At 47.4% G+C, this 25,728-nt stretch carries 21 protein-coding genes; 9 read left to right on the forward strand and 12 right to left on the reverse strand.

All coding sequences use genetic code 11. The features are described from left to right. Positions 1-62: 62 nt before the first annotated feature. Positions 63-1,535: a PLP-dependent aminotransferase family protein gene (locus tag J7623_RS08545; RefSeq protein ID WP_291919399.1), complete on the reverse strand. Its 1,473-nt coding sequence runs from the start codon at positions 1,533-1,535 to the stop codon at positions 63-65. Positions 1,536-1,601: 66 nt separating this feature from the next. Then, the gene (locus tag J7623_RS08550; RefSeq protein WP_291919400.1) at positions 1,602-3,095 is read right to left on the reverse strand and encodes a PLP-dependent aminotransferase family protein; all 1,494 of its coding nucleotides are present in this window, start codon (positions 3,093-3,095) and stop codon (positions 1,602-1,604) included. 248 nt (positions 3,096-3,343) lie between these two features. Between J7623_RS08550 and J7623_RS08555 the strand changes: the two genes are divergently transcribed. Further along, positions 3,344-3,955, forward strand: coding sequence for a hypothetical protein (locus tag J7623_RS08555; protein ID WP_291919401.1), 612 nt, complete (start codon positions 3,344-3,346; stop codon positions 3,953-3,955). Positions 3,956-3,994: 39 nt separating this feature from the next. After that, positions 3,995-4,966 carry a biotin synthase BioB gene (bioB, locus tag J7623_RS08560; protein WP_291919402.1) on the forward strand — a complete coding sequence of 324 codons (972 nt, stop codon included), beginning with the start codon at positions 3,995-3,997 and terminating at the stop codon, positions 4,964-4,966. A 65-nt stretch (positions 4,967-5,031) separates the two neighbouring features. Here bioB and J7623_RS08565 read toward each other — a convergent pair whose 3' ends face one another. Beyond that, a complete protein-coding gene (locus tag J7623_RS08565) occupies positions 5,032-6,456 on the reverse strand; it encodes a PLP-dependent aminotransferase family protein (RefSeq protein WP_291919403.1) in 1,425 nt (474 codons plus the stop codon). Between the two features lie 100 nt (positions 6,457-6,556). On the opposite strand from J7623_RS08565, the gene J7623_RS08570 reads away from it, so the two are divergent. Further along, positions 6,557-7,444, forward strand: coding sequence for a DMT family transporter (locus J7623_RS08570; protein WP_291919404.1), 888 nt, complete (start codon positions 6,557-6,559; stop codon positions 7,442-7,444). Between the two features lie 50 nt (positions 7,445-7,494). On the opposite strand, the gene J7623_RS08575 is transcribed toward J7623_RS08570, so the two are convergent. Both J7623_RS08575 and J7623_RS08580 read right to left on the reverse strand, forming a co-directional pair. After that, entirely contained in the window at positions 7,495-8,178 is a 684-nt protein-coding gene (locus J7623_RS08575) for a hypothetical protein (RefSeq protein WP_291919405.1), read from the reverse strand. Positions 8,179-8,192: 14 nt separating this feature from the next. Then, a complete protein-coding gene (locus J7623_RS08580; protein WP_291919406.1) occupies positions 8,193-8,570 on the reverse strand; it encodes a helix-turn-helix domain-containing protein in 378 nt (125 codons plus the stop codon). A 148-nt stretch (positions 8,571-8,718) separates the two neighbouring features. Here J7623_RS08580 and J7623_RS08585 point away from each other — a divergent pair, with 148 nt between their 5' ends. From J7623_RS08585 to J7623_RS08595, 3 genes are all read left to right on the forward strand, one after another. After that, complete coding sequence (locus tag J7623_RS08585; RefSeq protein WP_291919407.1) at positions 8,719-9,471, forward strand: SDR family oxidoreductase; 753 nt, start codon at positions 8,719-8,721, stop codon at positions 9,469-9,471. Positions 9,472-9,901: 430 nt separating this feature from the next. After that, a complete protein-coding gene (locus tag J7623_RS08590; protein ID WP_291919408.1) occupies positions 9,902-10,492 on the forward strand; it encodes a hypothetical protein in 591 nt (196 codons plus the stop codon). Between the two features lie 101 nt (positions 10,493-10,593). Then, positions 10,594-10,998, forward strand: a complete 405-nt coding sequence (locus tag J7623_RS08595; protein WP_291919409.1) for an L-rhamnose mutarotase — start codon at positions 10,594-10,596, stop codon at positions 10,996-10,998. A gap of 284 nt (positions 10,999-11,282) precedes the next feature. On the opposite strand, the gene J7623_RS08600 is transcribed toward J7623_RS08595, so the two are convergent. From J7623_RS08600 to J7623_RS08615, 4 genes are all read right to left on the reverse strand, one after another. Beyond that, positions 11,283-12,242, reverse strand: a complete 960-nt coding sequence (locus J7623_RS08600; RefSeq protein ID WP_291919410.1) for a S41 family peptidase — start codon at positions 12,240-12,242, stop codon at positions 11,283-11,285. A 64-nt stretch (positions 12,243-12,306) separates the two neighbouring features. Continuing rightward, positions 12,307-13,095: a helix-turn-helix transcriptional regulator gene (locus J7623_RS08605; protein WP_291919411.1), complete on the reverse strand. Its 789-nt coding sequence runs from the start codon at positions 13,093-13,095 to the stop codon at positions 12,307-12,309. Positions 13,096-13,104: 9 nt separating this feature from the next. Further along, positions 13,105-14,508 carry a dihydrolipoyl dehydrogenase gene (lpdA, locus tag J7623_RS08610; protein ID WP_291919412.1) on the reverse strand — a complete coding sequence of 468 codons (1,404 nt, stop codon included), beginning with the start codon at positions 14,506-14,508 and terminating at the stop codon, positions 13,105-13,107. A gap of 123 nt (positions 14,509-14,631) precedes the next feature. Then, complete coding sequence (locus J7623_RS08615; RefSeq protein ID WP_291919413.1) at positions 14,632-15,024, reverse strand: hypothetical protein; 393 nt, start codon at positions 15,022-15,024, stop codon at positions 14,632-14,634. Positions 15,025-15,135: 111 nt separating this feature from the next. Here J7623_RS08615 and J7623_RS08620 point away from each other — a divergent pair, with 111 nt between their 5' ends. Further along, the gene (locus tag J7623_RS08620) at positions 15,136-15,972 is read left to right on the forward strand and encodes an oxidoreductase (RefSeq protein ID WP_291919414.1); all 837 of its coding nucleotides are present in this window, start codon (positions 15,136-15,138) and stop codon (positions 15,970-15,972) included. 56 nt (positions 15,973-16,028) lie between these two features. Here the strand turns inward: J7623_RS08620 and J7623_RS08625 are convergent, their stop codons facing one another. The 3 genes from J7623_RS08625 to J7623_RS08635 form a co-directional block, all read right to left on the reverse strand. Continuing rightward, a complete protein-coding gene (locus J7623_RS08625) occupies positions 16,029-17,300 on the reverse strand; it encodes a hypothetical protein (RefSeq protein WP_291919415.1) in 1,272 nt (423 codons plus the stop codon). A gap of 93 nt (positions 17,301-17,393) precedes the next feature. Beyond that, a complete protein-coding gene (locus J7623_RS08630) occupies positions 17,394-18,392 on the reverse strand; it encodes an AAA family ATPase (protein WP_291919416.1) in 999 nt (332 codons plus the stop codon). 11 nt (positions 18,393-18,403) lie between these two features. Continuing rightward, positions 18,404-20,401, reverse strand: coding sequence for a TonB-dependent receptor (locus J7623_RS08635; RefSeq protein WP_291919417.1), 1,998 nt, complete (start codon positions 20,399-20,401; stop codon positions 18,404-18,406). A 311-nt stretch (positions 20,402-20,712) separates the two neighbouring features. Here J7623_RS08635 and J7623_RS08640 point away from each other — a divergent pair, with 311 nt between their 5' ends. Then, entirely contained in the window at positions 20,713-21,684 is a 972-nt protein-coding gene (locus J7623_RS08640) for a DUF1080 domain-containing protein (protein WP_291919418.1), read from the forward strand. 256 nt (positions 21,685-21,940) lie between these two features. Next, positions 21,941-25,726 carry a hypothetical protein gene (locus J7623_RS08645; protein ID WP_291919419.1) on the forward strand — a complete coding sequence of 1,262 codons (3,786 nt, stop codon included), beginning with the start codon at positions 21,941-21,943 and terminating at the stop codon, positions 25,724-25,726. Positions 25,727-25,728 lie beyond the last annotated feature (2 nt).

The following is a 25,728-nucleotide window of genomic DNA, read 5'->3' on the forward strand; positions in this document are numbered from 1 at the left end:
TACATTCCGCAATGATAGGTGATTAAGTCCATTTACATCATTCGGATAAGACCACTTTCGGATTAGCGGGCAGCCAACTGGAAACAGCCGGATAATTTTTCGATACCTGTTTTTAACTTATAGGAAGAGTAAGCCGTGAAGCCCAGTAAAATGGCGGGTGGCAGCTGATGCGTAGTAGTGAACCAATCCAGGAATACGGCGGATAACTGCGCGGCTTTAATGGCCTGTTTTAAAGTATCAATATCAACTTCCGGTTTTACCCAGCATAATAAATGCATACCAGCCGGCACTTCATGCACGGTAACATAGGCATTTAACCGGGTTTTAAGGAGCGTTATCAGCGTTTGCTGACGTTCGGCATATAGCAGCCTCATTTTACGGATATGCCGCTGGAAATGGCCTCCTTCAATGAATTGATATAACAGGTATTGTTCCATAGCAGGCGATTGCCGGTCCATGTTATCCTTCATCACTTTAAAGCGTTCTATCAGCGCAGAAGAAGGAAGTACCAGGTAGGCCAGCCGCAGCCCCGGAAAAAGTACTTTGCTGAAAGTACCTGCATAAATTACCCGGCCATGGGTATCCTCGCTTTGCAAACAGGGCAGGGGCATGCCTTCGTAGCGGTACTCACTATCATAATCATCTTCCAGTATCCAGCTGTTGCTGGCCGCAGCCCAATCCAGCAGTTGTTTTCTTTTGGCAGCAGAAAGCGTATAGCCCGTAGGAAATTGGTGGGAGGGAGTTACATAAGCTAGTTTGGCGTTGGGATAATGGGTCATTGCATAGGATACATCCAAACCATCCGGTTGTATTGGCACCGGGCATTCCTTGATGCCGGCATGCAAAAATGCGCGGCGTGCACCATGGTAGCCCGGATCTTCCATCCATACCTCGTCTCCCGGCTGCAGCAGGCCCTGGGCCACAAGATTGAGGCTTTGCTGTGAACCTGTTACTACCATCACCCGTGTGGCATCACAGGTAACGCCCCTGGCTAACCGAAGGTATGTGGCAATAGCGGTGCGGAGCTCCCATAAACCCAGCGTATCTTCATAACCCAAATGGTATCGCTTCAAATCCCGCAACACATTGTTGCCTATTTTCTGCCAGATATGATAAGGGAAGCGGTCCAGCGATGGCATGCCCATCTGGAAAGGCAGTGCTGTAATACGATCGCCTGGTTTTTTTTCAACGGAAGGAGGTAATACTTTTTTAGGAAGAGGAGATCTTTTTTCTGCAGAAGGATGCACCTGTAATAACTGTTCCGGCTGTACGGCGGCAACGAAAGTACCGGCGCCGGTTTTACCTTCCAGGTAGCCTTCTAAAATGAGGTATTCGAAACACTGACTCACAATCACCCTGGATACACCCAGTTCTGCAGCAAGTTCCCTGCTGGACGGTATGCGGTTGCCCGGCTGGAGTTGCCCGGCGTTAATTAAAGCTTTGATCTGTTGGTATAACTGCATGTATAAGGGAACGTTGGAATCCCTTGAAAGCCGTATGCCTGCCGGCATGATCACAGACGATGCTTTGGCCATAAGCTGCCTTTATTTATCACAAGATACCCCGAATTTTTGCTTCCGCGTTATTTGTAAAAACAACTTTTAACGATCCCATTGCTCCAGTATACCTTGCCGCAATATCCGGATACTGTTTTGCGCCTCCGCCAGCGTGAAGTGCCCGAAACCCAGCCGCATAGCGGTAAGCGCCTTGTGCTGGTACAACAACGTTTTAGGAATGAACAGGTTGTTTTTTGCACAGGCTTTACTCAATTGCATCAGGTTAATGGGTTGTTTCCAGCGGGTCCACACAGCCAGCCCGCCGGCAGGTTTTTTAAAGTCGATGAATTCAGGTAGTTGCTCTTCCAGTATGGTTACAATATGATCGCGTCGTTCCTGGTATATTTTCAGCGATTTTTTCAGGTAGCGGTGTATTTCTCCTGCTTCAATCATCTCACCTAAAACCTGCTCCATCAATACATCTCCCTGCCTGTCAATGATGCCGAGATGCTTGCGCATTTCCGTCATCAGGTTTTCCGGCGCTACAATGAAACCTGTTCTAAAGCCCGGTGCGAGCGACTTTCCAAAGGCGCCGATATATACTACCATACCGTGACTGTCGGCGCTGGCCAGTGGGAGTACGGGACTATTGTCGTAATGGAAATCATAATCATAATCATCTTCCAAAATAATAAAACCAAATTCACTGGCTAAATGCAGGAGTTCAATGCGCCGGGAAGCGCTGAGGGTAACGGTAGTGGGGTAGTGGTGGTGTGGGGTGATGTATAGCATCCTGATTTTATACCGCCGGCAAATGTCCCGCACGGCGTCTACATCAATTCCTTCTTCATCAATCGGTACCGGCATAATGCTGGCGCCGGATTTCTGAAAAATCATGTTCACGGAAAAGTAGCTGAGCGCGCCCACCAGTACAATGTCTCCGGGCGATAATAATATTTCAGACGTGATGAACACACTCATTTCCGTGCTGCGGGTGATAAGGATGTTGTCTTTCGAAATATGCAGTCCGCGGGATTGATTCAGGTAGTTCGATAAATGTTGTTTAAAAAACTCGCTGCCGTCGTGGTTGTAGTAGCCTAGCTTTTTGTGATTGCTTTTTCTTTTCAGGTTAGCGCTGTACAGGCTGGATAAGTGGCTGATCTGTGTCAGCCGTATATCAGGGGTGCCGTCGTTGAACACATACTCACAGGAGGAATGTTCAAATGGGTTGTCCAGCAAATTGGATTTGGTAAAAGAGAAGCCGGTTTTTTTAGGATAATGCGCCAGTTGGTGTTCGGCAGTATTCCTTATTTTTTGCGGGCGGGGATCTATTTTACCGATGATAAAGGTGCCTTTGTTGGGGCGTGTTTCTACCCATCCCTGGGCATCCAGTTCTTCATATACGGCTACCATGGTGTTCCGGTTTACGTCCAGCAGCTCGCAGAAATAGCGGGTGCCTGGCAGCCGTGTACCGGTCACGAGGTAGCCACGCTGTATGGCATTGATCAGCTGGTGGGCAATTTGCAAATAGATGGCCGTACCCGATTGCCGGTCTATCTGCACAAAACTTTTATAAGGAACCTGGCCCGGACTACTCATATTGTTATCAGAATGATAGTAAAATAGTCCGGCAAGGTATTTTATTTAGGGCATACCTCATCTGTATAAATTTTTTTATTATATATAAAGCCGGTAGTTTTTATAATATCGGGAGATAAGAACCGCCGTCATGGCCCATATTTGGCGGTTAATGGCCGGGTGAAAATTGACCGGACCAGCTATAATGTGAAAACTGGCCTAGGTAGATCATCCGGTAACTGGCTACTTTTGGCCGGAAATCGTTGAATATGCAAGACTTACTGCAACAGATTGTTGGTCGCGATACCCTTCATGCGCGTTGGTTAAATACTCTTTCCTTTATGGAAAATGCCGGTGCCCGGAAAATATCTGCCTGCGAAGATCCGGTGCGGGTAGATTTTATTCAGCTCAAACATGCGGCAGAAGAGCATCGCCACGCCTATTACCTGAAAAAACAGATCGCTAAAATAGATACCGACAGTTGTAAAACCTATCAGCTACACGAGTTGCTGGCGCCGCATCAAACCCGGCAATACCTGCACCAGCTGGATGTCCAAACCTGTCGATACCTGAAAAATGCCTTTGGTTTATCGGGGCAAGCGCTGAAATACGCTGCTTATCTTTTTGTGACTTACGCCATAGAAGTGCGTGCCGACCTCCTTTACCCGGTATACCAGGCCGCGCTGGATCAGGCGCAGAGCAAAGTGATGGTACGTTCTATCATTGTAGAAGAAGAAGGCCACCTGGAAGAAATGATCAACCAGCTCAACCAGTTTGATGCCAACTGGGAAGTACATGCACGGCAGGTGCAGGCACTGGAAGAGCAGTTGTTTAACGAATGGCTCGCCGCCATCAGCCAGGAAATACACCAATACGCCTGATTAACGCATTCAATATTATCATCCACTCAATCACACATCATGACATCTGCCATCAGAAATAACTGGACCCTGGAAGAAATCCAGGCCATTTACGACCAGCCTTTGATGGAACTGGTTTACCAGGCGGCCACCGTTCACCGTCAATGGCATTCCGCCAAAGAAATACAGGTATGCACCCTGTTATCTATTAAAACCGGCGGATGCCCGGAAGACTGCTCCTACTGCGGACAAGCAGCCAGGTATCATACGGATATCAAAGTGCAGGCTTTACTGCCTACCGAAACCGTACTGGCACATGCGCAAAAAGCAAAAGAAACCGGATCTACCCGTTTCTGCATGGCCGCCGCCTGGCGCGAAGTAAGGGATAACAAAGACTTCGACCGCGTGATCGACATGGTAAAAGGCGTGAATGATCTCGGCCTGGAAGTATGCTGTACACTTGGTATGCTCACCGAAGAACAAGCGGTACGCCTGCAGGAAGCCGGACTACATGCTTATAATCACAACCTCGACACTTCAGAAGATTACTATAAAGAAATTATTTCCACGCGGAAATTTGATAACCGTATCAATACCATCAACAACGTGCGCAAAGCCGGTATCACAGTATGCTCCGGCGGTATTATCGGATTAGGGGAAACACATCGCGACCGCATGTCTATGCTCCTCACCCTGGCCACCATGCCTAAGCACCCGGAATCAGTGCCCATCAACGCGCTGGCGAGAGTAAAAGGTACGCCACTGGAAGATAATCCTAAAGTAGATGCATGGGATATGGTACGCATGATTGCTACCGCCAGAATTGTGATGCCTGCTTCTACAGTGCGTCTCACCGCGGGCCGTATTGAAATGACAGAATCCGAACAGGCCTGGTGCTTTATGGCTGGTGCTAATTCTATCTTCACAGGTGAACGTCAAACATTACTCGTAACGCCTAACCCAGGTGTGTCAGAAGATATGAAGATGCTGCAAAACCTCGGACTGGAACCGAAAGCAGCTATTAGCCATTAGCTTTTAGCTTTTAGCAAATGCAGCGAAGATAAACATAACATGATCTTCGCTGCATTTGCTAAAAGCTAACTGCTAAAAGCTAAAAGCTGTTTCGCCATCCTGCCCAGCTGCTTTAATTTTGATTTTACTTCTTCCGACCAGGGCATCCCGAAATTGAGGCGCATGCAGTGGGTATATTGATCCTGTAAAGTAAACATTCGCCCCGGTGCAATACTGATGCGGTGTTTAATAGCGAGGTCATATAATTCTGCGGTATTAATCCTTTCATCAAATGCTACCCAAATGGCCAGTCCTCCTTGTGGCCTGCTGGTTTTAGTGCCTTCCGGAAAATATTGCGCAATGGTTTGTACATAGTGGTGATAGTTCTCCTGCAATGTCCGGCGGAGTTGTCGTAAGTGCTGTTCATACTTGCCGGTTTTGAGAAAATTGCCCACGGCTTCCTGCATCAGGGTCGTTGCCGTAATGGTATGCACCAGTTTTAGCTGCAGTAGTTTTTCCTTGTATTTTCCCGGCGCTACCCAGCCTACACGATAACCTGGTGCCAGTGTTTTAGATACAGAACTGCACCACAGCACGTTCCCGGTTTTATCATATGCTTTACAGCATTTGGGACGTTGGGTATCAAAATATAAATCTCCATAAATATCATCTTCAATGAGAGGAATACCATGTTCCTCCAGCAAGGCTACCACGGCCCGCTTTTGTTCATCCGGCATACAGCTTCCCAGTGGCGTGTTGAAATTAGGTACCAGCAGGCAGATATTCATGCGGGGAATAGCGGCTTTTAAGGCAGATAACTGAACGCCGGTAGTAGGATGGGTGGGTAGCTCCAGTACCTTCAATCCCAGGCTCCTGATGAGTTGCAGCGTGCCGGGAAAGCCCGGGCTTTCTACCGCTACTGTATCGCCGGGTTTGCCGAGTGCCATCAGGCAGAAGGATATTGCGCTCATGCCGCCGGCGGTGGTGATCAGGTCATCTTCGTGTAGATGCCCACCCCAGGTCAGCGCGCGGGTGGCAATGGCATTGCGTAATTTCAGGTTGCCTTGCAATGGTTCGTATACTGTGCCCCCGTTGTGTGTCAGCGTGGCCTGCATCACTTCTTTTTTCAGCCGGGCCAGTGGCAGCAGTGCGGCGGCGGGCGCTCCCTGTGAAAAGAGCGTGAGGCGGTCGTTGCCCATGTTGGCATACACGGCGCTGACCAGTTCATCTGGCTCATTCATGCTGGCCATAGCCGACGGACGGCTCATGGCCGGCAGCGGCAGTTTTGAATAAGGGAGCTGGCTCACGAAATAACCGGACTGTGGCTTCGCATAGATGAGCGACTGTGCCTCCAGTTCCAGGAAAACACGTTTCGCCGTATTCATGCTGATGCGGTGCTTTTCGCATAGTTCTCTCACTGAAGAGAGCCGGTCGCCCGGTTTTAATATGCCACTTTTAATTTGTCCGGCAATGCCATTGGCAATCTCATCGTATATAAAATCCCTGCTCATAGAACAAATTTAACTGTGTCCATTGTAATTGGCAAAACTGGGACTGTGTTTATTGCTGCTTTTTCTGTCATTTTGTATAAATTAAAGTAAGCACAACATCATGGAAGGTCAGTTATTAGTTCAAAAAAGGGTGATTAACAGCGGCTGGATCAACGGATTCATAGGCGTACTTATATTCAGTGGATCTTTACCAGCTACCAGGGCGGCAGTACATGATTTTGACCCGGTGTTTGTGACGGTAACCCGGGCTACTATCGCCGGGTTAATTGCCGCAGTGATGCTATGGATAGGCAAGGAAAAGCGACCTGCCAGGTCGCAGCTTTTCCCATTGGCCATTGTGGCGTTGGGCGTGGTGGTGGGTTTTCCCTTGCTTACTGCATTGGCATTGAAGTATGTCACTTCTGCGCATTCTATTGTATTCGTAGGGCTGTTACCGTTAGCTACCGCTATATTCGGTGTATGGCGGGGTGGAGAGCGCCCTAAGCCGGCATTCTGGCTGTTTTCTGTTGCCGGCAGTTTGCTGGTGGTGGGATATGCGGTGTCGCAGGGACTTTCCGCTTCACCCCTGGGAGATATGCTGATGTTACTCGCCATTATCGTATGCGGACTTGGCTATGCGGAGGGAGCGAAATTGTCAAGAACATTGGGTGGATCGCAGGTGATTTGCTGGGCATTGGTATTGTCGTTGCCAGTGATGTTACCGGCTACGCTGTTGTTGTTACCGGCTACATTTAGCGGCATCAGTGCCGGGGCGTGGTTTGGACTGGGTTATGTGTCGCTCTTCAGTATGCTGATTGGTTTTGTATTCTGGTATCGCGGACTGGTGCAGGGAGGTATTGCGGCGGTGGGGCAACTGCAATTATTACAACCATTTTTTGGATTGGCGCTCGCGGCTACCTTACTGCATGAGCAGGTGAGCATGGGAATGCTGGGCGTCACAGTGGGCGTGATTTTATGCGTAGCAGGTTCCCGGAAGTTTGGGAAGTAGTGATGGATGTTCAGGGAGATGGATACCTCAGCACTTAGCTTATCTGCAAATTATTCAATGATACCTTTGGCTTTTAAGGACTGAACAAATTTTTCGCAATCGGCTTCCCGTTTGCCGTACATATGAATAAACGCAGTTGGCGCCTGGAACCATGTTCCCTGATAGATCACGATGTCATTTGCTGTATACCACTGATTATATTGGTCATTTGCAGGAGTATATTCCGGGGAAGTACTGACCAGTTCCTGTAACGCAGTGCTATTTTTTAATTTATAGTATGGAGGATGTTCATATAGCTTGTTTTGGCGCTGACGATGTTGTTGTGCGTATGTTTCAATAAATTTCTGAAAGGAAGAAAAGAGAGGATTGATGGATTCATCCTGGTTATTGTAAGTGCATATCTCTCCTGTTTCGCTTAACACAAACCAAAACTGGGCGGTTTCGTGATCTCCACAGAAAAAATAAGACCGTCCGTTGATTTTCACGTGATCAATTTCCGCATCAGATTTTATGTCGTTTTGAGAGAATAGGTGTGCATAAAAAGTAGTACCGGGTTTGCCGGGAAGCGTAAGTTCTATCCCGGAGTATTTCACTTGAAAATCAATCACGTGCTTAAAGGGCTCAATATTTTGTCGTTTCAGGTAATCAATAACCTCCTGGCGATCTTTTACTACAAAACGCGAATCCCACTTTAGCCGATCCTGGTATTTAGCAGCGGTATTAGAAAAGTTCATGATAGCAGGGGCGTTTATTTCTTTAATGGTACTGCCGGAGGAAGCGTATGTCTATGTTTGTTCCCCCATTCGCTGAGTTGTTTGAAGATAGGGCCGAAGGCCATGGCCATTTCGGTGAGTTCATATTCTACACGGGGTGGCACTTCGGCGTATACGGTACGTTTTACGAGGCCATCCTGTTCCAGTGCCCGCAATTGCAGGGTGAGCATACGTTCTGTAATAAGCGGAAATTCTTTCTTCAATTCATTAAACCGGTATTTCTTTGTTTCCAATTTACTGATGATCAATATTTTCCACCTGCCACCGATCTTATTTACAGCGTAAGTAAGATCGCATTCCACCATAAATGCTTCGTTACGGGTATAAGTAGAGTTTTGCTTCCTGGTAGCCATTAGTTACATATTTGTAAGTACCCCACAATTGGTTGTACAGCATATAAAATTAGTAGCTACCCTGTACTTTTACAAAAGAAATTTTTAATCGCTTTTTTGCGCGCAAAGCATTTATTAAAAATAACGTTCACTCATTAAGACAAAAAGTATGGACTTGTATTTAAAAGGAAAAACAGCAGTAGTTACTGGAGCCAGCCAGGGTATTGGTCGCGCTGTGGCAAAGGAATTGGCGTTGGAAGGAGTAAAAGTATTTGTGACAGGCAGAAACGAAGCGTTACTACAGGAAGTCAAAGAAGAGATAATAGCAGCGGGTGGTGCGGAGCCGGTTACTTTCGCGCAGGATTTTGTAGCACCGGATGCTGCGCAGAAAATTGCGGCAGCAGCTTTCGCTGCACTGGGGTCTGTAGATATCCTGGTCAACAACGCAGGCCGCAGTAATCCATTGGATATTGTTGCTTCAGATGAAGGATGGGGTGCTTCTATGATCCTGGACTTTGAGCGTCACCGGCAACTGACCCAACAATTTTTGCCGCATTTTATAGAGCGGAAGCAGGGAGCTATCCTGAATACCATCAGCACCTTCGAATTGCGTGTTATGAACGGATCGGCAGTGTATAAGGCGGCGCTGGTAGCATGGTCCAAGCAGTTGGCCGGCGAAGTGGGTAAGTATGGTATCCGGGTCAACAATTTGCAGCCTGGATTAATTGACACAGAAAATGTCCGTCGTTTCTTTAATGAAGAAGAACGCAAGGCCTTTGCGGCGCAGCAGATTCCATTGGGAGATTTCGGAGAAGCACAGGACATGGCAAACATGGCTACCTTCCTGGTGTCGCCACGCGCCAAATACGTAACTGGTTCTATCGTTGCGGTAGATGGGGGCATGCGTCACAGTGCATTTTAATAGGAATTGGTTATAATAGGAAGTCCTTGTCACCAGGAAGGTGACAGGACTTTTTTATTGGGGTTAGTACAGGGAGATGAAAAGTACTTCATCTTATATCCACTTCATTTCTAATAGATGTCATCAGAATTGCAGGCTCGTATATCCCTGCCAGTTATACCCAACTTACCAGGATCATTTGTATTTATGTGGTAAAAAAACATCTAGGATGATGACAGGATGGTTTGTTTAAAGTAACTTAGAAATATTGTTCTAACCTCGTAAATAGCATATCATTGTACAGTTGCTGGAAATTATTGTTTACGTTGTTTTTGCTGTTTTTAAAATCCGTGATAAACGTAAAAAGCGTACGAATGCATTAAGCAGGGATACGATTTCCTAAAAATAGTGATCTTTGCGACCTTTCTTTAGCCTATATCATTTTGTAATTATGGATAGTAAGATAGCAGCACAGTTAGAAGCCATATTTGGCGAAGACTTCTTTTCCTTTTTTTATGTACCCTATGTGAATGAAAGGATACACACCTTGCAGGAAGTAATGGGGGTTAATTGGTATCTGCCCATTTTTGATGGGGACTATTGGCCGGAGAAACATCCCCTCAATTTCCCTGGGCCGCTTTATACAGGGGAGACAGATAACTGCGGTACTGGTCGCCCGGAGGCGCCGTTTAATGTATTATATGACAACGACGGTCGGGAATATGTGTACAGACAGCCCGCCAACTATACGGAACTACTAGGTGTACTGACTGCTGCCGGCATAGATCCATTTGATGGTTACGCCGGCAATGGCAATGATCACTGGACATATGATGCCTGTAAGACCTGGTGGCGTAACCGCGGGGATGTAATTGTTGCACTTCAGGACGGGGAATTACGCGCGTTGAACGAGGGCCATGAGCAGGCCTATATCGATTATCTCCGATCCGGTGCCGCAGAAACAGACCTCAGACGATATTGCTATTTCCTCGAACACTACCAATATCCTACCAATGAACAGGTAGCCTTACCCGACCTGTAACATCATTAGTCAATACGGTGTTGAAAAAAGTCAAGGGAGCCCGCATAACATCGTGGACTACCCACTAACTTAGCAGGCATACACTACCTGAAAAGTTCGTTATGAAAGCAGCCTTATATACACTACTGCTGGTGGGCCTTTTTTCCTGCCACAAACAACCCCGCCCGGTGAGTCGTTATGCTTCCGTTGTTGGCTTGCGCCCGGAAAAAATAGCGGAGTATAAGCAGCTCCACGCCTCCGTATGGCCGGATGTACTGAAAATGATCAGCGCCTGCCATATCAGTAACTATTCCATCTACCTGAAAAAAATAAATGAAAACTGGTTCCTGTTCAGCTATTTTGAATACACCGGAACAGATTTCAATGCAGATATGCAGCGTATGAAAAATGATACCACCACTCAACGCTGGTGGAAGGCAACCGCACCTTGTCAACTGCCACTACCGGATGCTGCAGCAAAGGGCGAAACCTGGTCAGGAATGGAAGAAGTATTTCATTACCAGTAATCAGGACCTGGGGAGAGCAGAAAGCATAAAGCAGAAAGCAAAAAGCTATTGTAGCGGATGATCGTAGCGGATTTTGTCTGTAAACAGGATTATACTGATTATGCTTATATTTTGGAGATTAAAAAAAAGAAGGGAGGATTAAAGCAGATATCTGTTTTAATTCCCCCTTCTTTTATAATCAAAAATAAAAATCAGCATAATCAGTATAATCCTGTTTACAGACAAAATCCGCTACGATCATCCGCTACAATAGCTTTTTGCTTTCTGCTTTATGCTTTCTGCTCCTACATCTGTATCATCTTCAGCGCTTCCTGCAATGCTTCTGCCGAAGCTGTCACTTTATCCGGTTGAACACCTTTGCCCTCCCAGTTTTGCTGTGTGCCCGGCAGTACCGGGGCTGCTTCAGATATAGAGATAAATACTTCATTATTTACCGGGTGATATTCATTGTGATTGGCACCGCCGGCAGATGCTTCGCCCACAATGGTAGCCCGGTGCTGTGCCTGCATCACATAGGCAAGTGCTTCGGCGGCCGACGCGGTTTTTTTGTTGACCAGTATATATAATTTCCCCGGGTACATCATTCCCGGCGCCAGGGCCACGCTGCTATCTGTTTCTGTTTCGCCGGTCCTGGAGTGGAAGGTGAGCAGCGGGCGTCCGCCGGGGATGAAATAGCTTTCCAGCATAGGTTTTATTTCACTGCCGCCGCCGCCATTATCGCGCAGGTCGATGATCAGGGAGGAGGTGCGTGCTACAAATGCCATGGCAGCCTGTAGTACAGGCAAGCTTTCGTCGGAGATATTAATTTCTGATAACCGGATATAGCCGGTGTTGCCATCGAGTACCTGTACTTCCCGGAACCCGTAATTTTGTTCCCGCGATTTTTTGCTGTGAAAGAAGTCATCTACACCGTTATGTTCCTGCTGGGTGCGGAGCTTGGCTACTTTCTCCGGGTTGTACCGGAGGTAGAGGTGTCCGTCCTGGCTGAAGTTACGCAGGATGGCGGTACCCACGGAATCGAAGGACTTCCAGTTGCTTACCTGCCGGAAACTGCCTGCCCGGTATTGTTCCTGCAGGTGATGCGCTATTTGTTCTCCTTTGTCGGCAAACACATAATGCCGCCGTATCAGCGCTGCGGCGCTGTCGACCGCCCGTGACACTTCTCTGGCAGGCAAAACCTCCTGGGCTGCGGCTGCCAAAGGAATACAGCAGCCAATCATGCAAATAAATCTTCTGATAAACATACTTCCAATTTAAGTAGTAAAGGTCGGAAGGGGGGGCGCTATTAAATAGTATAAAATTAGCGTGTTATAATTGGCGGAACTGCCGGGGTAAAAAGCCGGTTACCTGTTTGAAGGCACGGATAAAATGACTCTGGTCAAAGAATCCACAGGCATAGGCAATGTCGGTGAGGGAATGATCCGTTGTTTGTATCAGCTGCATGGCGTGGTCGATTTTTATCTTCCGTATATATTCCCCCAGTGAACAATGAAAGTATACCGGGAAGTACCGCGAAATACTAACCGGATGTACACCCAGTACAGCAGCCATTTCGGTGAGGGAAAGGTTGTCGCTCCAACGGTCATGCAGCAACATTTTTAACTGTGCCAGCCAGGATGGCATCGTTTGTTTTCGTACAGGCGGTACCGTGAATACCGGCAGCAGGAGGGCGGGAACGGTGGTAGCCAGCAGGGGATCTGCCTGCATACATTCCCGGTATATCTGCAGCATGGCGTATTTCATTTGTGCCTGTTGGGCAGGAAACTTTTCCAGCGTACTGAATTGCAATCCATGTTGCGCCAGGAAAGTTTCCGGTATTTCGATGTTGATATTTTTGGAAGGATATTGTGTGTGACTGTTCTTATGCCGTTCGCCGCTGTAGTAGTAAAGCACGTGGCCGGTGCTGACTTCCTGCTCTTTACGGGATCGTTGTTCCCGGTTGCCGCCGGCCAGCAACAACGTGAGATGGTGATGTTCATGGCAATGCCAGCCCTGGAATACCGGGGTCTGATAGCGGGTCTGACTCACAATAATGCCGTCCAGGTGAAACGTCTGGCTGGCAATACCAAGAAACTGTCCTTCCTTCAATTTGCGCATGTACTACGTTTATATGTTGATAGCGCCCTGACCGGTGGCGACCAGGTATGCATCCTTTAATGCCTCCGAATAGGTAGGATGTGCATAGCAAAGATGCGCTAATTCTCCGGCAGTAATTTCATATTCCATACTCACCACGCATTGTGCAATCACATCGGCTGCCCTTGGCCCAATAATGTGTACACCCAGCACTTCGCCATATTGCGGCGATACCAGTACTTTCACAAAACCATCCGTGTCCATGGAAGCCCTTGCACGGGCGCTGGCCAGGTAAGGGAATTTACCCACTTTATACGTCACGCCCTGCGCTTTCAACTGTTCTTCTGTAGCGCCTGCGGCAGCTACTTCCGGCCAGGTGTATACCACAGAAGGAATGAAATCATATTTGATATGTGGTTTTAGTCCATGGATTACTTCCGCTACAAAGGTACCTTCTTCTTCGGCTTTATGTGCCAGCATGGGGCCGTCAATTACATCGCCGATGGCGTAAATGTTAGGCACGCTGGTCTGCAGTTGTGCATCGACTTTTATCTTGCCGTTTTTTTCCGGGGTGATACCCACGGCAGATAAGTTCAAACCCTCGGTGTAGGCCTTTCTGCCTACGGCTACCATGCAGTAATCGGCGGTAAGCTGTTGTGTTTGTCCGGCGGCATCGAGGAACTGTACTGATGCTGAAGTGCCGGTGTTGGCAGCAGATTGTACTTTACTATTTAGCAGTACCCGGATATGAAGTTTGGATAGTGTTTTCTGTAGGGCTTTTCCCAACTCTTTGTCCATGGTAGGTATCAGCGAGTCGGTGTATTCAATAATGGTGACTTCCGTGCCGATGCGGGCGTATACCGACGCCATTTCCACGCCAATCACGCCTCCGCCGATAATTACCATGGAAGCGGGGCGGGCGGCCAGCGACAAACCCTCGGTAGACGTAATAATTCTTTGTTTATCGATAGTCACCCCGGGAATAGACGATGGCTTGGAGCCTGTGGCAATCACGAAGTAACGGCTGGTTAATACTGTCGTTTTATCTGTGCCGGTTACTTTCAGATGGGTCTTATCAACAAAGCTGCCAACACCGGTGTGTACATCGATTTTATTTTTCTTCATCAGGTAAACCAGCCCGGATGTATTCTGTTGTACTACTTCGCTTTTGCGCCGGATAAATTGTGTGAAATCGAGGGCAATATTGTCTACCTGAATGCCATGTGCGTGGAATTGATCCTTCGCCTGGTGATAGTGCTCCGAGCTGTCCAGCAGGGCTTTTGCGGGTATGCATCCCACGTTGGTACAGGTGCCGCCCAGGGTATTGTACTTCTCTACAATGGCTACCCGGTAACCCAGTTGTGCTGCACGGATGGCAGATACATATCCTCCGGGGCCGGAGCCGATGACTACAATGTCGTATTGGTTCTCCATAAAATGCTTTTTAATATGAGCCGTACAAAACTAATTAAAAATATACCAATCGGTATTATTTATATTTTATTTTGTTTCCGGAGATAGATACCGCCACGTAACCGCTTTTATCTGCAGGCAGTTTCACGGGGTCCCGGTCTCTTGCAGTTGACGCCGGTACTGCATGAAAGACCAGGCCAGCGGTGTAAAAAAAGAAAGCAGCATCACCAGCAGCAGGCCAACTTCTCCTCCGTCATAAATGTAATATCCCAGCACACCTGCCACCAGGGCTGGCAGCCCGAAAAAAGATAACCCGGATAATACCCGATGGTGGCTCACCGCAGGCAGGTAGTTAAAGAAAATAGTCAGCGTAGATGCAGCCATGCAACAACAACAGAATACTACCATCACATGCGCCAGGCCGTAAAAGTCGTTTCGCTGATCGGGAACTACTACAAACTGTAGCCACAACAGGGATATAACGGTACTACAGATCAGCGTTGACAGTACCGTTTTTAGTACAATGCCTTTTAACATAGGTGGAGAAAGATTAACACAAACAAATATAACGGCTTCAGCTGGTAGATTATTATTATTTTCAAGGCAACTATCACATGGCAGCAAGCCATTCAAATCAGCAAAAATCATATGAAAAACCAGCAAAAAAAAGTATGGTTCATTACCGGTGCATCCGGCGGCTTTGGAAAATCATTTGCGGAATATGCCATCCGACAGGGTTACCAGGTAGTGGTAACGGCCAGGCGCCTCGACAAACTGGAAGACATTAAAGCATTAGCCCCGGACCAGGTGGAAGCCATCCGGATGGATGTTAACAACAATGATGAAATTGCTACTGCCATACAGGCGGTGAAAGCCCGCTTCGGCCGGGTAGATGTACTCATTAACAACGCCGGATACGGTATCGTAGGCGGGGTGGAAGAAACCCCGGAAACAGAACTGCGCGCATTGATGGATACCAATTTCTTTGGTGCAGTGAATGTTACCCGTGCACTGCTGCCACTGTTCAGAGAACAGCAGTCCGGTGCCATCGTCAACATCAGCAGCATGGGCGGACAATTATCCTTTCCCGGCTTCGGCGCCTACTCCGCTTCCAAATTTGCACTGGAAGGTATTTCAGAAGCCCTGGCCGCTGAAATGGCACCTTTCGGCGTGAAAGTAGTGATTGTAGAACCGGGACAATTCAAAACAGAATTGGCAGGTGCAGCAATGAAACATATGCCGGAAATTCCTGGCTATGAAAGTACGGTTGGCCCCATCAGGGATTTCGCCAAAAATATGCACGGCACACAGGAAGGCGATCCTGCTAAAGCAGCAGCAGCGATTGACCTCGCCTTATCCTCGCCCAATACGCCACTACGACTGCAGTTAGGCGAAGACGCCGTTGCAGCTATTAAACAGCACAGCGAAAACCTGTTGAAAGACCTGGCCACCTGGGAATCCGTAGCAGCCAATACAAAGATCTGACGCGCATAAGAAAGGCTGACCTCACAGGAAGTTAGCCTTTCTTAATGTTTGAAAAATTAATGACGTTGCACGGCAATTTTGCTTAGCAATTTTGGACTGCTCATGTTTTGGTAATCGTATTGATAAATACCATCTTTGGCGCTGACCAGCAAGCGGTGTTGGTTTTCAAACGGAATCACATCGTAGGTATCCACACCTTCCAGTAGTTTCGTAGTAGTAATGTGATTTATATCACTGGCATCCAGGAACCGCAGGCCATAAGTGCCTTCACAGATAAATAATTTGCCTTTATCAATTCCCAGCCCGGAAGGATTCTTCATCTCTACGGTGCTCAGCTTCACGGGATTGTCTACATTACTGACATCAAATACCTGCAACTGGTTGATGTTGCCCCCACAGTTAGTACCACTACGGATGGTAACATAAGCTTTATTGTCGGCCACCACTACCGGGTCACATGCCCGAAAATGCGTTACAGTAGAACGTTGCACAGGTACGTCCGGATGCGTGAGATCATAGATATGCATGGCGCTGGGACTGCCTATAAACAGGTAAGGACCGTAAGGAAAAAGCGTTTCTATTGTTGTACTGATATTTTGTACGTTTTTGAAAACAGGGTTGGCAGGATCTGTGATATCATATGATTTTAACCGGATCCAGTTTGCGGTATACAGGTAATTGTTGACAATAGCAAAACGTGCCATAGATCCACCTTTGCCCGTAGAGGAAATATTATTATAAGCAAGAGAAAAAGATGCATTATCAAAACATACCGGAAGCAGATCAGACTTCGGACAATCAATGGTGTAAGAAGTATCCCGGCTGGTATAGCCTACCACAATGCTGTCATGTTTGGCGTCAGGGCTCCACCCGAGTACCATCCCGTTCACATCAACGGAATACGGTATTGCATCGGAGATTTGCCTTACAGCGCTTATCTGTCGGGGATTACGGATATCGAACACCATGAGGTTGGAGTAGCTGTCTGCATATAGTATATTGCCTTTGATAGCCATATCTACGTTGCCCATCACTTTTAGAAATGCAATATTTTCCGGCGCGGCAGGGTGGTTGTTATCAATGATATGAATACCTTCATTGGGATCACTCACAAAAATGTAATTGTCTTTTACATAGATTTTCCCGGTAGTCTGAATCGTCCGCGGGGCCTCAGATTTGAGGGTGGCCAGGTAATCCTTCATCGCCATTATTTTAGGCGTATATACTTTGGTAAAAACCGTTTTGCGGCATTTGTCTTTGGCACAACCGCACAACACAAATACCAGGAGCGCTATCAGCGGAAATTTGACGATAGTAGAAATTTGCATAAGGGTCGGGGATTTTTCCGTTAAACGGACCCGCCGGGTAAAAGTTACAGTCTCCCTGGCCCGTTCACGAACAGGATAATTTCAGCCGGCCCGCTACCAGTAAGCAGCCATTTTTCGTTGCAGTAATGCTTCAATCAACTGCACTGATTTTTCAAATCGCTCCTCCCAGTTCCCTGTAATTTCTTCATATGGGATGCGCCGGCTATCCAGTATACGACGGTGCGATAAGTCCAGCAAATTTCTTTCTGCTTCACTCAGCCGGGTACCATCCTGGAAATAAGGAACATCGTTATTGAGGTACAGGTACAAATCGGCCTGGTTGGCCTGGTAAATAACGGGATCAATATCCAGCGTTTTACCAAACGCATACTCACCATACGACAACGTAATATGGATATCTGTATCAATGATGATCAACGGACTGCTGCCTGTTTCCATTTGCCGTATGCGCGCCGCATGCGTGGCCGCAATCAGGTATAGGTCGGAGATGCCAAAGTCATTGGAGTCGGCTACAATATCACGGCCGGCTTCCATTACGGCGCTGGCGTTAAAATGACGCGACAGTTTTTCTGTGAGCGTTGTTTTTCCTGTCGATTCCGTACCCAATAACACCACTTTCGTTGCCAGCGACGACTTCACCGCATCCGGCAGAAAAGCCCAGGCGGCGGGCAAATCCGTACGCACCTGGGTGGCAGATACGGGGAATAAATTTCTTTCCGGGTTAAATGGTATATGGGTGATGCCCATGAACCCCGCCACCAGCTCGCCGTACGGCTCGGAGGTCACCACCAGCTGATGATCAGGTACCAGCTGTTTAAACGCCGCGGCCCATACTTCGGATACCGCTGCAGATGTTTCGGAAGTATTGGGCAATAACGTTTCATCGTATACGTAAGTATGGATAGTTATCCGCGGGTTATCATGAAAAGTACTATCCAGCCAGCTTTTACGCAGACCGGCAGATAACCGTTCCTGTGTGCTGCAGCAAATGAGTACCGTTAACACATCACAATGCGATAAGGCAAAATGAATCATCGCCTCATGGCCTTTGTGAAAAGGCATAAACTTTCCAAACACAAATGCTTTCGTCATACACGAGTTTACTAAAAACTGTATTTAAAAGCCACATAAATATTCCGTGGCGCCTGTACAAAATATTTCCGGGTGCCATCTGCCCCTACGCTGCCATTGTTATAATAACGGGCATTGGTCAGGTTATTGACAAACAGGGAAATGGTATAACGGGAAAGGCTATACTGTAACCGGGCGTTCGTCAATACATATCCTTTAATAGTAGCGGTATTGGCAAAGTCGATGTAAGAAGCGCCCTGGTACCTGCCTGTTACACCCAGCAACCAGCGGGCGTGCGCGTAAGCCACCTCCTGGTTCACCATCAGCGCCGGCGTCAACACCGGGTGAAAAGTAGTGGATGCTTCTTTGATGCGGCTGTAGTTAAATGATGAATTGTTGGTGAAACGGAAGGCATGTAGCTGGCAGCTGGCACTGAGTTCCAGCCCGGTTCTGAAGCTTTTGTTCACTTTGTTGGTGAGCAATAGCCCATTAGGCCCCAATTGCCCGTTGAGCACAATTTCATTTTGAAAGTCCATGTAGTACGCATTCAGTTGTACGTTTAGCCGTTCACGTTGCCAGCGTATACCCAGCTCATGATCAAGCACAGATTCAGGATCGTGGTTAACGATAACAGGTTTGCCGGTGCTATCTGCCGGCAGGTCATCATTACCACCGAAGATATCATTCCGCGTAGGTTCCCGGCCGGTCCGGCCAAGACTATAATAGATATTTGTCCGGGAATTGACCGCGAAATTGACCCCGGCTTTCGGATTAATAAACTGCCAGTGTATTGGTGTAAATGCCACGCTGCTCTTATAGTTAAAGATAGCATACCGGTATTGCAGGTCGGCATAGAAAGAGAAGCGGTGCAGGTAGTATTCTATTTTGCTGAACGCGCTCACTTCATTTTTAAAACCCTTGTTTTGGTACAGTACTACTGATTGTTCCGTACCGGTGTGTTGCCGGTTATACACGTTGCCATGCACGCCGCTAGTCCATTTGAAACGATTGTATTGCAGTGTATAGTTGCTGAAGAAGCCTGTGAAGTGAGAGCGGAAGCCGTAGTTAAACAAAGGGGCAGGGGTTGTTTCGTTGATGAAATTATTGACATCAAAATCGTAGCCGCCTTTAAGATACGTGTAATAAACGCTGGAGGTAAGGGTGCTATGAATACCGGGTTGCCAGTTGTGCTGGAGTTGTACCAGCCCCTGGAAGAATTCGTCTTTTTCAGCTTTGGTATTGGCGTTGCTGCGGCGATCTTTCGCGATCAGTGAATCAGCTACGGGGAGCCATGCCATCCCGTTTTGCTGATGTCCCGCCATGACATTGAGTTTCCAGGTACTTTTGTTATAAAATAATCCGCTGCTGATAAAAACAGATTGGGAGTTATTAAACGCATGGCGCTTGTAGCCATCGGTGTATACTTCAGAGGCCCGCACATATAAAGCTTTCCTGTTTTTGATGCCGCTGTTGTATTCGCCGAATACCCGGAGGCTGTTATAGGAACCATAGCCAACGCCCAGCGTACGGGAAGCTGTGTCGCTAAGGTTGGGAGAAAACAGTTGTACGCTGCCGGCATAGCTCGCAGCGCCATTTTTAGAAGTGCCTACGCCACGTTGTAACTGTATCCGGCTAACAGAATTCAGGATGTCGGGATAGTTGGAAAAATAGGCGCCCTGGTCTTCCGGTTCATTCAATGGCATTCCATCCAGGGTGGTGTTGATCCGGGTTTGATCCATGCCGCGTAAGCGGTAATAAGAATAGCCCTGTTGGTTGCCGGCATCGGAATATACAGTAATAGCCGGGGTTTCGGACAACAGGAACGAGGGCTCCTGCCCGATATTCTTTTCCTGTAACGTTTTCTTGTCGATGTTTAGAAACGTTACCGGCGTGGTGGGAGTAGCCCGGTAATTAATAACGATCTCCTCTAAATGACGGGTGCTGTCTGCGTGCTGTGTTAACGTGTCCTGTGCCTGGGTTAACAAACTAAACAACAAGGATACAGCAGTAGCTGTAAGATTTTTTTTCATAGTTGGTGAATGAGCTTTTAGGCATTAGCTTTTAGCTTTTAGTAAATGCAGCGAAGACCAATAATTGTTTATCATTCGCTGCATTTACTAAAAGCTAAAAGCTAAAAGCTAATGGCTAAAAGCTGCTTTTGACAAGAAATTATAATTATTGTATTTTGTACACAAATATACCGCCTTCTACCATAATGCAGCTAACACTTTTGTGTTAAGGGTAAATAATCTGCTTCCCGGAAATAAACGGGGCAAAGCATTTTAAAACCTGCATCAAATATTTATCTTTATAGCTTTCTTCATCAAACACGAACATGGACATGAATAAGAAATGTATGATCGCTGGTCTGGTATGCTGCATGGGCCTGGGGTTGGTAGCCACTTCGCCTGTAATGGCACAGGTATCTGCTATCAAAACGGAAACTGTAAAAGGAGGCTCATTGGTAGGACGTTGGGATATCACCGTGAATGAAAATGGCGCTGAAAAACCATCCTGGCTGGAAGTGGAGCTGTCTGGCTTCCGTACGCTGGTAGGACGCTTTGTAAGCACCGGCGGAAGTGCCAGGCCTATCTCCAGGGTAAACTTCGATAACGGCAAGTTCAGCTTTGCCATTCCTCCACAATGGGAATCTGAAGACCGCGACCTGACACTGGAAGGTAATGTTACCGCCAACGGCATCAGCGGTACCATCAACACCTCCGATGGACACACTTATTCATTTACTGGTGTGAAAGCGCCTGAGATGAAACGTACCGGCACACCGGTATGGGGCAAACCGATCAAATTATTCAATGGTAAAGACCTTACCGGCTGGAAAGCATTGGGTGCTAACCAATGGGTGGTAAAAGATGGCATTCTCAGCAGCCCGCATTCAGGCTCCAACCTGATTTCTGAACAAACCTTCAAAGATTTCAAACTGCACGTTGAATTCCGTTATCAGAAGGGTAGCAATAGCGGCGTATACCTGAGAGGCCGTTATGAAACACAGATCATCGATAATCCTAAAACCGATGCACCTAACAGCCACCTGTTTGGTGGTATATATGGCTTCCTGGTGCCTAATCAAATGGCAGTAGGCAATCCCGGCGAATGGCAAACATTCGATATTACCCTCGTAGGACGCCTGGTTACCGTAGTAGCCAATGGTAAAACCATCATCTGCGCACAGGAAATTCCAGGTATCACCGGCGGTGCCCTGGATAGCAAAGAAGACGAACCAGGACCTATCTATTTCCAGGGTGACCACGGACCAATTGAGTTCCGTAGTATTACAATTACGCCAGCGAAATAGCTGAAAGCAGAAAGCAGAAAGCAAAAAGCTATTGTAGCGAGTGATAAAAGCGTAGGATTAAATATCCGCTCTGGTCAATCGCTACAATAGCTTTTTGCTTTCTGCTTTCAGCTTTCTGCCATTTTAACCATATTTCCCGCCATCCACGTTGCGATTACCACCATCTGCTAATTGACGTTTTATAAGGGCTCCTATTTGTGCTACCTTAATTGTTGTTAAGATAACCCCATTACCCCAATCGTAATTTTTTGTAGCTATGCAAACCATTCCGCAAACCCCTGCGCTGAAATCGAATACGGTTTCAGGAAAAATTCTGCATAAAGAAACCGGCATAGGCCTGGCAGATTTATTAGTTGTATTGGTGGACCTGGATAAATGGGCTGACCCGGAAAATGCCGGCACGCCTGTCATTGCCAGAAGCAGCACTACCAATGGCAACGGCGGCGCTAATATCAGCGAACTTTTTAATGCCGGCGACCGCATCGGATCTGTACTCACCAACGCAGCCGGTGAATTTTATCTCGAAATAACGCCAAAGGATTTTAACCTGCCCAATACACCGAGGGAAACCAAGCCAGACCTGTTGCTGGCAGTATTGGTGGCAGAGGAACCGGGACTAACACTTGAGAAAAGGCTCTTGTACTTTTCCCTCGATATCCGTTTGAATGCCGGCACATATGAAGCTTACATCATCAAACTGGATAGCAGGCTGCTGGACGAGAAAGGCGTGAAAGTGCCCACTGCTGGCGCACTTCCCGGCGATACTACCAGCATGCTGAGCGCCCTGGAAAAAAACATGAAGGGCAACAAAGATTTTTTAACCGGCAAACAAGCACTGCTCAAAACAAATGTGATCCAGGTGCAGGATAGCAATAATGCCATCCGGACCAACACTTTTACGCAACCTTTTTTAAATAGTATTTCCAAAGTACCGGAAAGCATCCGCAATAGCCCACTGTTTGTAAAGCCCGGCGTGAGCGTGAAAGACACTGTATTTACTAATATCAATACTACCGTGTTGGGTACTTTCGGCACGGCCATCCCTCCGGGGAGCAGGCAGGTACAAGGCTTTATTTATCTTTCGGAAGAAGAAAAAAATAAATACCAGCCTTACCTCGATCCCGTGAGCGGATGGTTTATTTTACCGGATGCGGTGGTGGAATCAGATATCCTGCCGAAAATTTTCAGGAAAACGGCCGAAGGTTCCGGGAAGGATTTCTTTCTCGACCACCCCGCTACACGCCTCGCCAGAACGACGCCAGCTACTGGTGCGAACACTTCCGGTGGTACAGGCACCGGTGGCGGACCCAACACGATTCCACCGGCTACTGAAAATGATATACCTCAATATGTAGCACACCAGATGATCACGGCTACTTCTCCGGAAGAACAGGTAGCGGTAGGGCTACCCATTATTTCGCTGGAAAAAAGACCCTCTAACGAAGACATTGATAATAACATCAACAACACCATCTTTCAAAAAGGCCCTGCAGACGTACCGGCATTTTATGATTTTCATTCGCTGAAAATGGCATTTGAAAATGTATGGCAGGAAGCCATCGACCTGGGCTTGATCAATAAAGCAGAACAGTCCTATAACCAGGTAGTGGACAACGGCGGCGATCCGTTACCCCTTATCATGGGCACTTTCAACCTGTCGGGCTACATGCCGGATAAAACACCTATTGAAGATCCTTCCCAGGACGTAATCATCGAATTCCCGGAAGCACTGGCTATCTGGAACCGGATGCTGCCCATGGAAAGGAGAGTGCTGAATATGCTGGCACTCACCCTCACACATAACTACAATAAAGATTTATCCGATTTCCTGGCAGAAGGATTTGGCCCGCATAACAAACCCATTCCGGACCTCGACACCAACATCATTAAAGATGGTGGCAAGGAACAGGTGATTGCGCTGTTCAAACAAAAAGGCAGTAACCTCGTCCGCACCGCCATGGAGCGGCTGGCCGACAAGGATGAAGTGGCCAACGAACTATCGTCCCTGCAGGATGCCAATAGTCTCATTAATGATTTAAGGGCACATTTAAATACCAATTACTCCTTTAAATACTACGCGGCCAACAATACCGAACGAAGCGTTAATTTCGGCGTATTACTCACCTATCAGCAAAAGTGGGAACCGCAGAATTACCAGGCAGGTGAGCTGGTGAAAACCATTCCATTGTCGCCCCGTGAAACCCGGAAATATTCCAGGAAAACTACCGTTAAAAAACACCGCAGTAAAAAAGAACAGGAAGAAAACCTGAAAATAACCAGGTCAGATTCTTCAGATACTTCCAGGGCCGAAACAGATATCATGGATAAGGCCAGCAATAAAAGTACGGTCGATGCTTCGCATGAAGCCAAGGCGGGTGGCACCATCGGGCCTATTGAAAGCACTACTACATCTACCGTTAAGCTGGGCAGCGATGCCGCCAAAGACTCCCAGCAAACGAAGAAAGACTTCCGCGAGTCGGTCATGAAAGCCGCGCAGGAATACCGTAATGAAAGGAAAGTGGAAATCCTCACAGAGGAAACCTATGAATCCGAAATATCAGAATCCGGTGAAATTACCAACCCGAATGATGAACTCACCGTTACCTATTTATTTTATGAACTGCAACGATTATTTAAAATCAGTGAGCGCCTCTATCGCCTGCGGCCAGTGATCATGGTGGCGCAGGAGATGCCTGCACCACACGATATCAACAATGAGTGGGTGGTGTCGCACGACTGGATCCTGAAAAGATCCCTGCTGGACGACAGCTTTAAAACGGGCATGGATAACATTTACCTGATCAATGGTGAAAAACTGCTGTTGGATGAATTGGAAAGAACTGTGAGAGAACAACGGGACATCATCAAAGAGCTGCGTCAGAATGTAAAATTTTATAACGACCAGGTAGGGATTTTGAGTCGCGCGATGCAGGCCGCCATCACCGCACAGGCTAACGCCCTGGGCGGTGGCAGCAATAGTTTATTCGGCAGTATCCCTATCATTGGTGGTATCATGGACAACAGCATTGTAAAAGGGGTGGGCAGTTTATTCGGCATCGGTGAAAGTGATGACAGTTCCCAGAACCGTTCCGAAGCTGCACGCATACGCAGGGAAGCCGCTACCGACGCCTATCAGCGGGCAGAAGCAGATCGCCGCGACCTGATGGCCCGCCTCGAAAATGAAAATAATACCCTTAATAGTTTAAGTAAGGAACTGGCAGAAAAACGAAAAGACCTGATCGAAAAAGAAACACATATCGCCCGCCTGCTGGAACATTTTAAAGACAATATTCTTTACTATATGCAAGCCATCTGGAGTGCCGAATATGCGGACCAACGTTTTTTCCGCTTACTCGATACCAAGGTACCCATCTTCCAGGGAAATTATAAAGTAAGCATCAATGCTACCCCCGAACCCAAAGGACTCAATGATTACGCTGTACCCAATAAAACCCGCCACGCCTATACGTTGCAGGTGGATATGCAGGTACAGGAAGCTACGCTGAAAGAAGTGGCCGACCTGGATAACCCGCTGGGCTTTAAAGGGAACTACATGATCTTCCCGCTCAATGAATCCAACATCCTGACCGACTTCATGATGGCGCCTTACATTGATACCGAATTTGGACTCACCGATCCTGATAACCTCGGCAACTGGAGCCTGGATGATTTCGACAATTATGTAACCAGTTTACGGGAACAAATGGGAGATGCTTTTTCTACCATCGAAAACGAATTGAAACAGCTCTACACCCAGTTGCTGATGGATCCATTGCGTAGTGGCGATATCCTCACAGTGCCTACAGGTTCCCTGTTTATTGAAGCCCTGCCGGGCTCACATACCATCCTGGAATACTTCAAACTGGCGCATCGCTTCGAAGATGTGAAGAAAGTGCAGGCCGAAGTACGCAGTATGGAGCTGGATAACATCCGCCGTGCCGCCCGTCTTGTTACCAAAAAATATGATGACCCTAAAACAGATAAGAAGATTGTGGTGGAAGGCTCGGGGCTCAATTCCAATATTGATATAAACGATATTTAATA

It is taken from the genome of Chitinophaga sp. (assembly GCF_017745275.1).
GTDB lineage: Bacteria > Bacteroidota > Bacteroidia > Chitinophagales > Chitinophagaceae > Chitinophaga.